Consider the following 14,337-nt stretch of genomic DNA (forward strand, 5'->3'; position numbering starts at 1 on the left):
CGCGCAGTGATCGACCCGGGGGGCCGGCGGCCGACGGAAGGACGCTTTCGTGCCCAGGACCAGGCTCATCGGGCGGCGCGCCCGCCGGTCGTTGCTCGCCCTGCTCGCGGCGACGGCCCTGCTGCTCGGCGCCGGCCTCGCCCCGGCCGGGGTCGCCGCGGCCGCCCCGGCGCCGGGTGCGCCCGACGAGGGCGGCAGCAAGCAGCTCCGTGCGGCGCTCGACGCGGCCGCCCGCGGCCACATCGAGGCGAAGGCCCGGCTCGACAACTCGAAACGCCGGCAGGTGGCGCTGGCCGGTCAGCTCAAGGAGATCGAGCTGCGCCTGGTCGAGCTGAACTCGCAGGTCGGCGAGGTGGCCGCGCAGTCGTACCGGCTGGGTCGGCTGACCCCGGTGTCGATGCTGCTCGCCAGCACCACCCCGAACGCGTTCCTCAAGCGGGCCGCCGAGCTGGACATGATGGCCCAGCGGGACAGCAAGCGGCTGCGCGCGTTCACCGACGCCAAGGCCGAGGCGGCGACCAAGAAGGCGGCGATCGACATCGAGGTGCGCGAGCAGCAGAAGCAGCTCGCGGTGCTGGCGAAGAAGAAGCGGGACGCCGAGATCGCGCTGGCCAAGGTCAGCTCGGGCAGCAGCTCCGGGTTCAGCGGCGGCTCGGCCTCCGCCAAGCCGGCGCCGCGCAACTCGGACGGCTCCTGGCCGTCGGAGTCCTGCTCGGTGAACGACCCGACCACCTCCGGCTGCATCACGCCCCGCACGCTGCACATGCTCCAGCAGGCCCAGGCCGCCGGCTACAAGCGTTACGTCTCCTGCCACCGCAGCGGCGGGGACGGCGAGCACCCCAAGGGCCGGGCCTGCGACTTCTCCGCCGCCAGCGGCGGCTTCGAGGACGTCTCGGCGACCGGCGGGGACAAGGCGTACGGGGACAGCCTGGCCAGCTGGGCCAAGAACAACGCGAGCCGCCTTGGCATCATGTACGTGATCTGGTACCGGCAGATCTGGATGCCGAACACCGGCTGGCGGTCGTACAGCGGTGGCGGCAGTCCCGCCGCCGACCACACGAACCATGTTCATATCTCGATGTACTGACCAGAGTCGCCTGGAACGCTGCGTAGCATCGCGACGGTGAGCAGCTCATCGTCCGACGTCGTGGTGGAGTCCGCGTCAACCCCGCCGGCGCCGCCCCGGGCCCTGCCGAACGGGCTCGCCGCCTTCCTGGTGTTCCTATCCAGCGGGGCCGTGCTGGTCCTGGAGACCGTCTCGCTGCGCCTGGTCGGCCCGTACGTCGGGGTGACCCTCCAGGTGACCAGCTCGGTCATCGGTATGGCCCTGGGGGCGATCGCGTACGGGGCGTGGATGGGCGGGTTCCTGGCGGACCGGCGGGACCCGCGCACGCTGCTGGCCCCGGCCCTGGTGCTGGCCGGCGTCGCCACCGCGATCACCCTGCCCGTCGTCCGGTACGCCGGTGAGGCGCTGCGCGGCGGGGCGGCGAGCGCCGTGCTGCTGCTCACCGCGCTGGCGGTGCTGCTGCCGGCGGCGCTGCTCGCCGGGGTCACCCCGCTGGTGGTGAAGCTCCAGCTCGCCGACCTGCGCCGCACCGGGCAGGTCGTCGGGCGGCTCTCCGGCATCGGCACCCTGGGCGGGATCACCGCCACCATGGTCACCGGCTTCGTGCTGGTGGCGGCGCTGCCCAGCACGGTGATCGTGCTCGGGCTGGCGGGGCTGCTCGGGGTCACCGGGCTGGCGCTCGGGGCGTACCTGCGGCGTCGGGCGGGGCCCGGGCTGCCCGGTCCGGCCCGGGCGAAGGCCGCCCTGGCGGTGCTCGGCCTGGCCGGCGCCGGCCTCGCCACGGTCGCCCCGAACCCGTGCGACGTGGAGACCGCGTACCACTGCGCGCGGGTCGAGGTGGACCCGCAGTGGACGCAGGGGCGGACGCTCTACCTCAACTCCGCCGAGCACTCGTACGTCGACCTGGCCGACCCCACGCACCTGAAGTACGCGTACACGCAGTGGATGGGCCTGGTGGCTGACGCGGCGGCGCCGAAGGGGCAGCGGCTGGACGCCCTGCACCTGGGCGGCGGCGGCTTCACCATGCCGCGCTACCTGACCGCGACCCGGCCGGGCACCGACAACCTGGTGTTCGAGATCGACGGTGGCCTGGTCGAGCTGGACCGGCGGGAGCTCGGCGTGCGCACCGGCCCGGAGCTGCACGCGGCGGTCGGGGACGCCCGGGTGCTGCTCGACGCCGAACCGACCGACAGCCGGGACCTGATCGTCGGTGACGCCTTCGGCCACCTGGTGGTGCCCTGGCACCTGGCGACCCGGGAGATGGCCGCCGAGATCCGCCGGGTGCTCCGGCCGGGCGGGATCTACGTGCAGAACGTCATCGACTATCCGCCGGGCCGCTTCGTCCGCGCCGAGTTGGCCACCGTGGCCGCCGAGTTCCGGTACGTCGCACTGGTCGCCCCGCCCGGCGCGATCGCCGGCCAGTACGGCTCGAACTTCCTGATCGTCGGCTCGGACGCGCCGTTGCCGCTGGCCCGGATCGAGGTGGGGCTGCGCACCCTGCCCGAGCAGGCGCGCCTGCTGCACGACGGTGACCTGACCGGGTACGTCGGGGACGCGCTGGTGCTGACCGACGACTACGCCCCGGTGGACCAACTGCTCGCGACCGCCTGAACGGGTGACTTTTCTGACCGATTCCGACTCTTCGGGTGTAGGTGGGATCACCTCGGGCAACAGGACTGACCATGGGTGGAGCGGTCAGGAACGGCCAGCAGCTGCTGGGTGAGCGGTACCGGCTGATCGAGCAGCTCGGTGCGGGCGGCATGTCGGTGGTGTGGCGCGGCTACGACGAGGTGCTCGGCCGCCAGGTCGCGGTCAAGGTGCTCGCGTCCCGGCTGGCCAGCGACAAGGCCTTCCGGCACCGCATCCGGATCGAGGCGCAGGCCGCCGCCCGGCTCTGCCACCCCAACATCACCAACGTGTACGACTACGGCGAGTCCGAGCAGGTGGGGCTGACCGTCCCGTACGTCGTGATGGAGCTGGTCGATGGCGGCCCGCTGAGCAGCCGGCTCGGCCGCGGCGGGCAGCTGCCCTGGCGGGAGGCGGTGACGATCGGGGCGGAGGTCGCCTCGGCGCTGGCCACCGCGCACGCCCGTGGCGTGGTGCACCGGGACGTGACCCCCGGCAACGTGATGCTCACCCCGACGGGGGTGAAGGTGGTCGACTTCGGCATCTCGGCGCTGGTCGGGGAGAGCGAGCAGGGCCCGGACGGTGCCCTGCTCGGCACCCCCGCGTACCTGGCCCCGGAGCGGCTCGACAACGGTCAGGTCTCGCCGGCGACCGACGTCTACGCGGTCGGCCTGCTGCTGTACCGGATGCTGACCGGCCGGCTGCCCTGGCAGGCCAGCACGACCACCCAGATGCTCCGGGCGCACATGTACAACGACCCGGACCCGATGCCGCCGGTGGTCGGGCTGCCCGCCGAGGTGGAGGAGCTGGTCCGGCGCTGCCTGGCGAAGTCTCCCGCGGACCGCCCGAGCACCGCCGACGTCGCCCGCACCCTCGCCGACGCGGCCGGCATCGCGGCGATCGTGCCGGTCTCCCCGGCGCTGGGCCAGTTCGACCCGGCGCTGTTGGAGAACGCCGGGACGACGATCCTGCCCTGGTCGACGGCGACCGACGCGCTGCCCTTCTCGGCCGTCCGCACCCGGACCCGCCGGGCGGCGGCCCGCCGGCGCAAGGTCGAGGCCGGGGTGGCCGCGGTGGGCCTGGTCGCGGTCACCGCCGCCATGTGGGGGATGACCTCGCGGAGCTCGGCCAGCGGAGGGGTCGAGCCCACGGAGGCCCGGATGGAGCTGCCCCAGCCGGCGCCGTGCGAGGTCGACTACGTGCTGCGCCGCGACTCCGGCCGCGACTTCGCCGCCGAGCTGACCCTGACCAACACCGGCGGTCGGGAGCTGCGGGACTGGAGCATGAGCTTCACCTTCCCCGGCCGGCAGACGGTGACGCAGGCCCAGCCTGCGGTGCGGCAGGACGGGCGGACGGTGCTGCTGCAGCCGCCCGCCACGGACGCCGCGCTGGCGCCGGGGGCGTCGAAGAAGGTCACGTTGAGCGGCAGCTACACCGGAACCAACCCGCTGCCGGTCGAGTTCAAGGTCGGCGAGAACACCTGCGGCGTGCAGGTTGCCGGGGTTGCCGGGTCGACGCCCGCCACGCCGCCGACGACCAGGGCGCCCGCGAAGACCACCGCGAAGGGCGGCGCCGGCGGGAGTGCGCGGGCGAGGGCGGACAAGCCCAGCAAGGGCAAGGACGGCGGCAAGGGAAAAGGAAAGTGACCGAGCGCAAGGGAGGTGGTCACGGCGGCAAGGGCAAGGGCAAGGGCAAGTGACGGTATGGCCGGGGCTCAGCTCAGCGCGGCGAAGCGCTGCACCTGGGCGATGCTGCCCTCCACGATGAGCACGCTGTCCTTCTCCAGCACCGTGTCCGGCTCGGCGTAGCGGAAGCGCTCACCCGGCAGTTTGGCGCCGACCACCCGCACGCCGTACCGGTCCGCCGGCGCCAGGTCGCGCAGCGGTCGGCCGGCCATCCCATCCGGCACGCGGACCTTCGCGATGGCGAAGTCGTCGCCGAACTCGATGAAGTCGAGCATCTTGCTGACGATCAGGTGCGCCACCTTCTCGCCGGTCTCCGCCTCCGGGAAGATCACGTGGTGGGCACCCACCGAGCCGAGGATCTTGGCGTGTTTCTCCGAGGTGGCCCGGGCCCAGATCTGCGGGATGCCCAGCTCGGCCAGGGCCAGCACGGTGAGCACGCTGGCTTCCACGGAGGCGCCGATGGCGACCACCACCCGTCGGAAGTCCGCCACCCCGAGCTGCCGCAGCGCGCCCTCCTCGGTGGAGTCCGCCTGCACCACCCGGTCCAGCTGCGCCGACCAGCGCTGCACCTGTTCCTGGCTGCGGTCGATGGCGAGGACCTCGTGGTCGAGCTGGTTCAGCGTGCCGGCCAGGTGGCAGCCGAAGCGGCCCAGGCCGATCACCACGACGCCGCTGTCGTTGGTCTTCCTAGCCGACAATGGGTTGCTCCTCCGGGTAGTGGTACAGGCGTCGCCGGGTGTTCAACGCGATGGCGGACCCGAGGGTGAGCGGGCCGACCCGGCCGATGTACATGAGCGCGGTGAGGGCGTACTGGCCCGGGTGGGACAGGTTCGGGGCGACCCCGAGGGACAGGCCGGTGGTGCTGAAGGCCGACGTCACCTCGAACAGCGCCTGGTAGTAGCGCACCCCCGCGGTGATCACGACCAGCAGCACCGTGCCGACCACGACCAGGGCGACGCTGAGCAGGGCCACGGTCAGCGCCTGCCGGATGCTGGCGCGGGCGACCTGCCGACGACCGACCGTCACGTCCGGTTCGCCGCGCAGCTCCGCCCAGATGACGAAGGCCAGCAGGAAGAAGGTGGAGACCTTGATGCCGCCCGCGGTGCTGGCGCTGCCGCCACCGATGAACATCAGGATGATGAGCAGCGGGTAGCTCGCCTCGGTGAGCTGGTCGACGTTGATCACGTCAAAGCCGCCGGTCCGGCTCAGCGCGATCTGGGTGAACGTGGCCAGCAGCTTCCCCGGGGGGTCGTACGTGCCGATGGTCGCCGGGTTGGCCCACTCGGCGAGCAGCAGGTAACCGGAGCCGAGCACGATCAGCGCCAGGCTGCCCCAGATGGTCAGCTTGGTGGCGACCGCCCACCGGCCCGGTCGCCGCCATTCGCGGACGGCCTCGAAGAGGGCCGGGAAGCCGAGCCCGCCGATGATCGCGCCGAGGGCCAGCGGCAGCGCCACCCACGGGTCCCGGGAGAACGCGAGCAGCCCGTCCGAGTAGAGGGTGAACCCGCCGTTGTTGAACGCCTGGATCGAGTCGAAGGCGGCGGACCAGAGCGCCGACCAGGGCGGGTAGTCGTAGACCAGCCAGAGCCGGCCGGTGATGACCGTCGTCATCACCGCCTCGGTGGCGAACACGGTCGCCGCGATCCCCACCAGCAGCCGACGCACGTCGCCGATGCCGAACTCGGCGGTCTCCGCCTGCACCAGCAGCCGGTTGTGCAGGCCGAGCTGCCGGGACACCGCCAGGATCACCAGCGCGGCGCCGGTCAGGATGCCCAGGCCGCCGACCTGAGTGAGCACGGTGATCATCGTCAGCCCGAAGCCGTTCCAGTAGTTCGGGGTGTCGTTGACGGCCATGCCGGTGACCGAGACGGCCGAGGTGGAGGTGAAGAGCGCGGTGACGAACGGGGTGTAGTGCTGCTCGCTGGTGGCCCAGGGCAGCATCAGCGTGCCGGTGCCGAGCAGGATCACCGCCAGGAACCCGAACGGCACCAGTCGCACGGGGTGACGGAGCAGCCGACGCACCAGGCAATCTTCCGCCCGGAGATTCACCGGCAGGTCAGGAACCGACCAACTGGTGGCCAACCCGGACGGGTCTGCTGGGCGCATCCCTCGACGACAGGAGACGGCGTTGCGACGTACCCTTTCCGCCCTCGGCGTGGCCGGCGCGCTGCTCGCGGCGGCCGTGGTGGTGCCGGCCGTGGCCGCCCAGGCCGACCCGGAGCCCGGTGCCGAGCGGTCCCGCGCGGCCCGCCGGCCCATCGTGATCGGCCACCGCGGCGCGAGCGGCTACCGCCCGGAACACACCCTGGAGTCCTACCGCCTGGCCATCCGGTTGGGTGCCGACTTCATCGAGCCGGACCTGGTCTCGACGAAGGACGGCGTGCTGGTCGCCCGGCACGAGAACGAGATCTCCGGTACGACCGACGTGGCGGCCCACCCCGAGTTCGCCGCCCGCAAGGCCACGAAGACCATCGACGGCGTCCCGGTGACCGGCTGGTTCACCGAGGACTTCACCCTGGCCGAACTGAAGACGCTGCGGGCCAAGGAGCGGCTGCCCCAGGTGCGGGTGGCCAACACGGCGTTCGACGGGAAGTTCGAGGTGCCGACCTTCCAGGAGGTCATCGACCTGGCCCGCGCCGAGTCGGAGGCCCGCGGCCGGACCATCGGCGTCTACCCGGAGACCAAGCACCCCAGCTACTTCGCCTCGATCGGGCTGGCGCTGGAGGAACCGCTGGTCGCGGTGCTTCAGAAGAACGGGCTGACCCACCGCAACGACCCGGTCTTCATCCAGTCGTTCGAGACGGCCAACCTGCGCAAGCTCGACGGCATGATCGACGTCCGGCTGGTGCAGCTGATGGACGCCGCCGGCCGGCCGTACGACTTCACCGCCGCCGGCGACGCCCGCACCTACGCCGACCTGGCCACCCCGGACGGCCTGGCCTGGATCGCCGGGTACGCCGACGGAATCGGCGCGAACAAGAACCTGATCGTCCCCCGGGACACCGCCGGCAGGCTGCTCGCCCCGACCACGCTGATCCGGGACGCGCACCGGGAGAAGCTGGTCGTGCACGCCTGGACGTTCCGCGCCGAGAACCAGTTCCTGCCGGTGGACTTCCGGATCGGCGCCGACCCGAACGCCCGCGGCGACATCACCGCCGAGTACGAGCTCTTCTTCGGCCTCGGCCTGGACGGTGCCTTCGCCGACCAGCCGGACACCGCCGCCGCCGCCCGCGCCGGCTTGTCTTCCCGATAACCCACCTGATCCCGTCGCTGGTCCGCCGCCCCGATCCCGGGGTAGCGGGCCGGCCCGCGTCTGTGCGCCTGTTCGGAGGACACATGCTGGTTCGGTGTCCTTTGGAGCTGATGTCGTAGACGAATCACACGTCTTGCCGCCACCATCCAAATCGCTGTCTGTTAGACATCAGGGCCGACAACTACCGACCGAGGGCCGTCAGAGGGCTTCACATCCGTACGGATGTTCGACAAGATTGGCTCTTCTAGCGGGAGGAGCGCGCATGGCTGACAAGAGCGCCATCGAGTGGACCGAGGCAACGTGGAATCCCACCACCGGTTGCGATCGAATCTCGGCTGGTTGCGACAACTGCTATGCGCTGACCCTCGCCAAGCGCCTCAAGGCCATGGGCTCCGCCAAGTACCAAGTCGACGGAGACCCTCGGACATCTGGGCCGGGCTTCGGAGTTGCTCTGCACCCAGACTCCCTGGATGTTCCTCGTCGCTGGCGGGAGCCTCGCACCGTCTTCGTCAACTCAATGTCAGACCTTTTCCATGCGCGCGTGCCGTTGGGCTATGTGCGAGAGGTCTTCGCCGTCATGCGTGACACGCCTCGGCATACCTACCAGGTACTCACGAAGCGGGCGGCGCGGCTGGCGAAGCTGGCACCCCAGTTGGATTGGCCGAGCAATGTCTGGATGGGCGTCAGCGTCGAGGACGAGAGCCAGCGGGTCCGCATCGACCACCTGCGGGAGGTGCCGGCGGCGGTGCGTTTCATCTCCGCCGAGCCCCTGCTGGGCCCGCTGCCCGGCCTCGACCTTGCCGGCATTGACTGGTTGATCGCCGGTGGTGAGTCAGGGACGGGCTGTCGTCCGATGAACCCGGCCTGGGTGACCGGCCTACGGGATCAGTGCAACGGGGCCGGCACGGCATTCTTCTTCAAGCAATGGGGCGGGCGTACTCCGAAGGCGGGCGGACGGCTGCTGGACGGCCGCACCTGGGACGAAATGCCGAAGCCTCGCGTGCCGGCAGGCGTTTAGCGGCAGAGGTGGCCGCCGGCAGGGCCAGCGGCCACCTCTTGTTACGGTCGCCAAAGGACTTCCTTCCAAAAGTCTCCCGTGCCAGTGTGGTTGACAAGTTGCCGGCGGTGCAAAGACTTGATCGCTTGGCGTACGTGGGGTGCCCAGGCCTGTCCAAGCACGTCGCCGTATACCTCAGGTACACGATCGGCCAGCCGGATTGGTTTGCCTTCGTCGAGTATCCCGGCGATGTTTCCCTCGATGGTCCGTGACCAGCGAGGGGCGTTCTCGGCTTTGTACTGCTCGGGGTCAAACACTGGGCCGTCGCCGAACAGGGTGTGCAGTCCGACTTCTCCACGTCGTACCTGTTCCTGGACCCATGCCTCCTCCCACTCGATCCCAGCCTTGCCGAGCGTGTCGGCGAAATGCCACGCACCTTCGCTGTGCGTGGTGAACAAGGCAAGGACGTACTTCGGGGCAAGGCCGGGCCGAGGTCGAACCGGCATCTGGACCGCTTGGTAGGGCGAGCCTTTCGTCAACTCCTGTGCGTACCTCTGGGCGACGCGCATCGCGACGTCGGTCGCTCGTTCCTCGTCAGAGATGTCACTCAACTGGGCGAAATAGCTGCTCCACCAATCGCCGCCGAGGAAGCGGTCCAAGCGAGCAGCGGTCCTTTGGTCGCCCTCCGAGAGGCCGCCTCGCCTTTCGCCAGCGACATGGACTGCTCGACCCATGCGCGCCACTGCCGAGACGCTGAAATGCAGCAGGACCTCAGTGGGCGGCCAGCTGGGCCGCGCAAGTAGGCGAGACTTGATCAAGTCGAAGTCGAGCGCGGGGCCGAAGGGATCGAGGAAGGCAAAGAGAGAGGCGCCCTTGGCCCGCGCTAGAAGTTCGGGCAAGTGCTGATCAAGACTGCCCTGTCGCAGCTCGCGCTGAACCGCCCCGCCCTTCTCGCGGAGCACCTGCTCAAGGTTCGCGAAGTTCTCCGGGTCCTGCTCGACGAAGAAGGCGAGGACATCGCGGAAGCCTTGAACGAACTCGGCGCACCGGGAGAGCAGCAGTGGAGAGCCCGGCTCTCCATCGTCGTACTCTCCCCGTCCGGCATACCCGTCAAGGAAGACAATTGAGTTTCCCTGTCCGGTCTTCGAGGCGAAGACCACCGGGTAGCGCTTGAGGATGCCGTGCTTCAGCACGGCAGCGGCCCTCCTGGAGAGCAATGCTCGAAACCTGTGGATGAGCGCCGTGGGGCGTACCCTCCCGGCGAGTCCAAGTCCAAGGAATCGAGTAGAGCCCGCGCGCCAACGCGGGTCGGGAAGGTACGCCCGTGCTTACGGTAGTCAACCCCGAGGACCCGACGCCACCGGCCGCGCCCGACGCCGGCTCGACCGGCGGTTCGTTGATCGACGAGATCGTGCGTGACGGTGCGCGGCGGATGCTGGCTGCGGCGTTGGAGGCCGAGGTCGCCGCGTACATCGCCGCGCACGCCGACCAGGTGGATGAGCAGGGCCGCAGGCTGGTGGTACGCAACGGTCACGCGAGGCCCCGGGAGGTGCTGACCAGCGCCGGGGCGGTCGAGGTGGTCGCGCCGCGGGTCAACGACAAGCGCGTCGAGGAGACGACCGGCGAGCGCAAGCGGTTCGCCTCGGCGATCCTGCCGGCGTGGTGCCGCAAGTCCCCGCGGATCAGCGAGGTGCTGCCGCTGCTGTACCTGCACGGCCTGTCCTCGCAGGACTTCGTGCCGGCGCTGGAGCAGTTCCTCGGCACCAGCTCCGGGCTGTCCGCGGCCACGATCACCCGGCTGACCGGGCAGTGGCAGGACGAGTCCCGCGCGTTCGCCGACCGGGACCTGTCCAGTGCGGACTACGTCTACGTGTGGGCCGATGGCGTGCACCTGAACGTGCGCCTCGACGAGGCGAAACTGTGCCTGCTCGTGATCGTCGGGGTGCGCGTCGACGGCCGCAAGGAACTCGTCGCCCTCGCCGAGGGCTACCGCGAATCGGCCGGGTCGTGGGCCGACCTGCTCCGCGACTGCAAGCGGCGGGGCATGCGCGCCCCGATCCTGGCCGTCGGCGACGGCGCGCTCGGGTTCTGGAACGCGCTACGCGAGGTGTTCCCCGAGACCCGGGAGCAGCGCTGCTGGTTCCACAAGATCGGCAACGTCCTCGCCGCCCTGCCGAAATCAGCTCATCCCGGGGCGAAGAAGGCCCTCGCCGAGATCTGGAACGCCGAGGACCGCGACCACGCCCGCCGCGCCGTGGCCGCGTTCAAGCTCGCCTACGGGGCGAAGTTCGGCAAAGCCGTCGCCAAGGTCGTCGACGATCTGGACGAACTCCTCGCCTTCTACGACTTCCCCGCCGAGCACTGGGTGCACCTGCGCACCACCAACCCGATCGAGTCGACCTTCGCCACGGTCCGGCACCGCACCAAGGTCACCAAAGGCCCCGGCTCCAAGGCCGCCGGCCTCGCCATGGCGTTCAAGCTCATCGAAGCCGCCCAGCAGCGATGGCGGGCCGTCAACGCGCCCCACCTGGTCGCCCTGGTCCGCGCCGGCGCCCGCTTCGAACGCGGCAAACTCGTCGAACGACCCGCCACGAGCACGGCCACGGCTGCCTAATCAAGATTTCTCATCCACAAGTCTTGACTATTGCTCCTCCTGGACTTGAAGAATTCTTCATTGGCAGACATCGCGCCTCCCCGCACAGATCACCGGCAGTAAGGTGACGGTAGCGATGAGCTAGCGCTCCTGCTGTCCTGGCTGACGCCATCGCTGCTGGTATCAACGCCTCGCATGGCCTGCGAACAGCGGCGATGGCGTTGGGCGTCGAGGTGTGACGTTAGTGCCTGTCCTTGATCTGACAGTCAGGCGCGCCTTGTTCGGGGAGCGGTCGGCGGCGTAGCTCCGTCTGTGCGCTTCGGCGTCCGAGGCGGGCCGCCCTCTGCGCGACCCGAAGAGCCGTCCCGTTGGCGCGGGCAGCTCCAAAGAACTTCCGGTCAGGTCCAGTTGGCGGGTTCGGCGGCGCCTGGTCTGGTCGCGGTGAGCTCAACCACGACAAGGGGGCACGGCGCCGGTTCGGGGTGTGTCGTCGCGGTCCTTTCCTGATGTCGTAGACGAATCAACCGGTGGGCCGGTTGCTGAACGGGTCGCCTGATTCGTTTGCGACATCAGCTTCAAAGGAGCTTGACGGGTCACTACCGGGTAGAGCGCTCCGCGACGTAGGTGCCGCGACCGGGCTGACCGATGATCAGCTCCCGGTCGTGCAGCAGCGAGAGCGCGCGGTACACAGTGCCGGTGCTGACGTCGTAGATCTTGGCGAGTTCGCTGGTTGAGGGCAGCTTGTCGCCAGGCTTCAGTTCGCCGCTTTTAATCTTCGAGGCGATTTCCTCGACGATGCGTCGGAATGTTGGCTGTGCTGTGGGCATGGTAAGGACTCCGGTTGGTTCGGCACCCCCGATCATGCCCGACTTGCTAGAGCTACTGCAATAAGTGGGCGTCGCGTGACGTTGCGGGGTCGACTTGCTGTAGCTGCTGTAGCTGCTGTAGTAGGTTGCTCGGTGTCCGACTCCGGTTGGTTCGGCAAACCGCGGGGTTGGACCTCGGATTGGCTCTGGGGTCGTACCGCCGATGTGGGCTGCGGGCGCGGGGCCGGCGGCTCGGTCCGCGTCCCCTTTCCGCGGACCGGGCCGCCTTCCAGGGCGACTGCGGGAGGAAGGTGGTCATGCGCAAGGTGTTGAACCTGTTCCGGCCGGCGCGGCGGCGGTCGGCGTCGAGTCGGCCGCGGAACGGCGGCTGGTACCGGTCGGAGTCCTGTCGGCCGTTGAGCGTGGGGCAGATCCGTGACCGGCACTTCCGCACCGTGCGGCACGGCCTCGACCCGGCCGAGGTGCACGCCTTCCTCTACCGGGTGGCGGGCGACCTGGCGATCGTGCGCCGCGAGCTGGCGCGTACGGCGGAGGAGAACGTCCGGATCAAGCGGGCGCTGCGGAGCTGGCAGTCCCGGTTCACCCCGGGGGTGCGCTGATGGGCCGGGAGCGGTTCGTCGTCCACCTGCCCGTGCTCGCGAGCGACCTCGACGGGGCGCGGCGGTTCGCCCGGGCGATCTGTCGGGCGCTCGGCTTCCTCGCCGACGTGGACCGGGCCGAGACGACGGTGTCCGAGGAGGACGCTCAGCACGTACGCCATCGGGTCTACTGCGACCTGTTGCTCAGCGGCGGCCGGCGCTGCCCGCTGCCGGCCGACCACGACGGCGCCTGCGGCCGGCGTCCACCGTCGTAGCCGAAAGGTCCGGTTTCCCGGCGCGGTGGTGGCGGGCCGCGACACACCGCCGTCGCGGGTGGTGGCGGTCGTGGCCATCAGTCACGGGTGGCATCACCGGTGCTGGCGGGTGCTTGTTACGGTCGGCCACCCCACCTTGGTTACTTGTGTGTTTCCGCCACATAGCCCGTGGGTGACGTCACTTCTAGCGTGAGCCGACAACTGAGTTCCCCCTGTCCTCACCTGGAGTCGCGATGACGGTCCGGCACACGCGGCGGGTGTTCCTCTCCGCCGCCACGATGATGGCGGCGGCGATTGCCGCCACGGCCTGCGGCAGCCCGCAGGACACCGCCTCGGGCGGCGGTGACACCGCCCCGGTCAAGGTCGGCCTGGTGTACTCCCAGTCCGGCCCGCTGGCCAGCTACGGAAAGCAGTACATCGAGGGGTTCAAGGCCGGCCTCGACTACGCCACCAAGGGCACCGGCAAGGTCGGTGACCGGAAGATCGAGCTCACCGAGGTCGACGACGCCGGTGACCCGGCGAAGGCGGTCTCCGCGGCCAAGGACCTGATCGGCAAGGGCTCGAAGATCATTGCCGGCTCCACCGCGTCCGGCGTCGCGCTCCAGGTCGCCCCGATCGCGGCGCAGAACAAGGTCCTCTTCATCTCCGGCCCGGCCGCCACCGACGCGGTGACCGGCGCGAACAAGTACACGTTCCGGTCCGGGCGGCAGTCGTACCAGGACGTGGTGACCGCCAAGTCGTTCGTCGGCGACGCGGCGGGCAAGAAGGTCGTCGTCTTCGCCCAAGAGGGCGCGTTCGGCGACGCCAACGAGGCCGCGGTCAAAAAGGTGATCGGCGGTGCCGGCGCGGCCGTCAGCAGCGTCCGCGCCCCGGCGAGCGCCACCGAATTCACCCCGTTCGCCAGCCAGATCAAGGCCGCGAAGCCCGACCTGCTGTTCGTCGCCTGGGCCGGCACCACCGCCCCGGCGATGTGGCAGACCCTCGACCAGCAGGGCGTGCTCGCCTCCACCAAGGTCGTCACCGGCCTGGACCTCCGCGCCTCCTGGCCCACCTTCGGCGCCGCCGGCAGCAAGATCTCCTTCCTGTCGCACTACTTCGACGGGGCCAGCGACACCGAGGCCGCCAAGGCCGCCAAGGCGAAGATCCCCGGCGGGACCCTCGACCTGTTCCACCCGGACGGCTTCGCCGCCGCCCAGATGGTCGTCCGCGCGGTCACCGAGGGCGGCGACGACGTGGACAAGATGATCAAGGCGCTCGAAGGCTGGCAGTTCGACAGCATCAAGGGCCCGATGACCATCCGCGCCGAGGACCACGCGCTGCTCCAGCCGATGTACCAGGCCAAGCTCTCCGGCAGCGGCACCGCCTTCACCGCGACCGCCGAGAAGAGTCTGACCGGTGACGAGACCGCGCCGCCGGTCTCCCAGATGAAGGGCTGAC

13 protein-coding genes are annotated in these 14,337 nt (G+C 70.1%); 9 read left to right on the top strand and 4 right to left on the bottom strand.

The annotated features are described in order from the left end of the window. Positions 1 to 67 precede the first annotated feature (67 nt). The 3 genes from OG799_RS32030 (at position 68) to OG799_RS32040 (ending at position 4,338) form a co-directional block, all read left to right on the top strand. Complete coding sequence (locus tag OG799_RS32030; protein WP_406046470.1) at positions 68 to 1,087, top strand: coiled-coil domain-containing protein; 1,020 nt, start codon at positions 68 to 70, stop codon at positions 1,085 to 1,087. Between the two features lie 36 nt (positions 1,088 to 1,123). After that, on the top strand, positions 1,124 to 2,677 hold the full coding sequence (locus OG799_RS32035; protein WP_406040537.1) for a fused MFS/spermidine synthase: 1,554 nt from the start codon (positions 1,124 to 1,126) through the stop codon (positions 2,675 to 2,677). A gap of 71 nt (positions 2,678 to 2,748) precedes the next feature. Then, complete coding sequence (locus OG799_RS32040) at positions 2,749 to 4,338, top strand: protein kinase domain-containing protein (protein ID WP_406040539.1); 1,590 nt, start codon at positions 2,749 to 2,751, stop codon at positions 4,336 to 4,338. Between the two features lie 68 nt (positions 4,339 to 4,406). On the opposite strand, the gene OG799_RS32045 is transcribed toward OG799_RS32040, so the two are convergent. Both OG799_RS32045 and OG799_RS32050 read right to left on the bottom strand, forming a co-directional pair. Next, a complete protein-coding gene (locus tag OG799_RS32045) occupies positions 4,407 to 5,075 on the bottom strand; it encodes a potassium channel family protein (protein WP_406040541.1) in 669 nt (222 codons plus the stop codon). Next, entirely contained in the window at positions 5,065 to 6,399 is a 1,335-nt protein-coding gene (locus OG799_RS32050; RefSeq protein ID WP_406040543.1) for a TrkH family potassium uptake protein, read from the bottom strand. The genes OG799_RS32045 and OG799_RS32050 overlap by 11 nt, the downstream gene beginning before the upstream one ends. A gap of 106 nt (positions 6,400 to 6,505) precedes the next feature. Here OG799_RS32050 and OG799_RS32055 point away from each other — a divergent pair, with 106 nt between their 5' ends. Continuing rightward, a complete protein-coding gene (locus OG799_RS32055; protein ID WP_406040545.1) occupies positions 6,506 to 7,630 on the top strand; it encodes a glycerophosphodiester phosphodiesterase in 1,125 nt (374 codons plus the stop codon). A 262-nt stretch (positions 7,631 to 7,892) separates the two neighbouring features. After that, on the top strand, positions 7,893 to 8,648 hold the full coding sequence (locus tag OG799_RS32060; protein ID WP_406040547.1) for a DUF5131 family protein: 756 nt from the start codon (positions 7,893 to 7,895) through the stop codon (positions 8,646 to 8,648). A gap of 41 nt (positions 8,649 to 8,689) precedes the next feature. On the opposite strand, the gene tcmP is transcribed toward OG799_RS32060, so the two are convergent. Beyond that, positions 8,690 to 9,820: a three-Cys-motif partner protein TcmP gene (gene tcmP / locus OG799_RS32065; protein WP_406040549.1), complete on the bottom strand. Its 1,131-nt coding sequence runs from the start codon at positions 9,818 to 9,820 to the stop codon at positions 8,690 to 8,692. A 131-nt stretch (positions 9,821 to 9,951) separates the two neighbouring features. Here tcmP and OG799_RS32070 point away from each other — a divergent pair, with 131 nt between their 5' ends. Further along, positions 9,952 to 11,241 (top strand): IS256 family transposase, encoded by a 1,290-nt coding sequence (locus OG799_RS32070; RefSeq protein WP_406036440.1) that lies wholly within the window; start codon positions 9,952 to 9,954, stop codon positions 11,239 to 11,241. Between the two features lie 575 nt (positions 11,242 to 11,816). On the opposite strand, the gene OG799_RS32075 is transcribed toward OG799_RS32070, so the two are convergent. Next, positions 11,817 to 12,047: a GntR family transcriptional regulator gene (locus OG799_RS32075; protein WP_406040551.1), complete on the bottom strand. Its 231-nt coding sequence runs from the start codon at positions 12,045 to 12,047 to the stop codon at positions 11,817 to 11,819. A gap of 296 nt (positions 12,048 to 12,343) precedes the next feature. Between OG799_RS32075 and OG799_RS32080 the strand changes: the two genes are divergently transcribed. From OG799_RS32080 to OG799_RS32090, 3 genes are all read left to right on the top strand, one after another. Continuing rightward, positions 12,344 to 12,646 carry a DivIVA domain-containing protein gene (locus OG799_RS32080; protein WP_406040553.1) on the top strand — a complete coding sequence of 101 codons (303 nt, stop codon included), beginning with the start codon at positions 12,344 to 12,346 and terminating at the stop codon, positions 12,644 to 12,646. Next, positions 12,646 to 12,900, top strand: a complete 255-nt coding sequence (locus OG799_RS32085; protein WP_406040555.1) for a hypothetical protein — start codon at positions 12,646 to 12,648, stop codon at positions 12,898 to 12,900. Before OG799_RS32080 ends, OG799_RS32085 begins: the two co-directional genes overlap by 1 nt. A gap of 233 nt (positions 12,901 to 13,133) precedes the next feature. Further along, entirely contained in the window at positions 13,134 to 14,336 is a 1,203-nt protein-coding gene (locus OG799_RS32090) for a substrate-binding domain-containing protein (protein WP_406040557.1), read from the top strand. The last annotated feature ends 1 nt before the right edge of the window (position 14,337 follow it).

The sequence above is a fragment of the Micromonospora sp. NBC_00898 genome, from assembly GCF_045207895.1.
Classification (GTDB): domain Bacteria; phylum Actinomycetota; class Actinomycetes; order Mycobacteriales; family Micromonosporaceae; genus Micromonospora.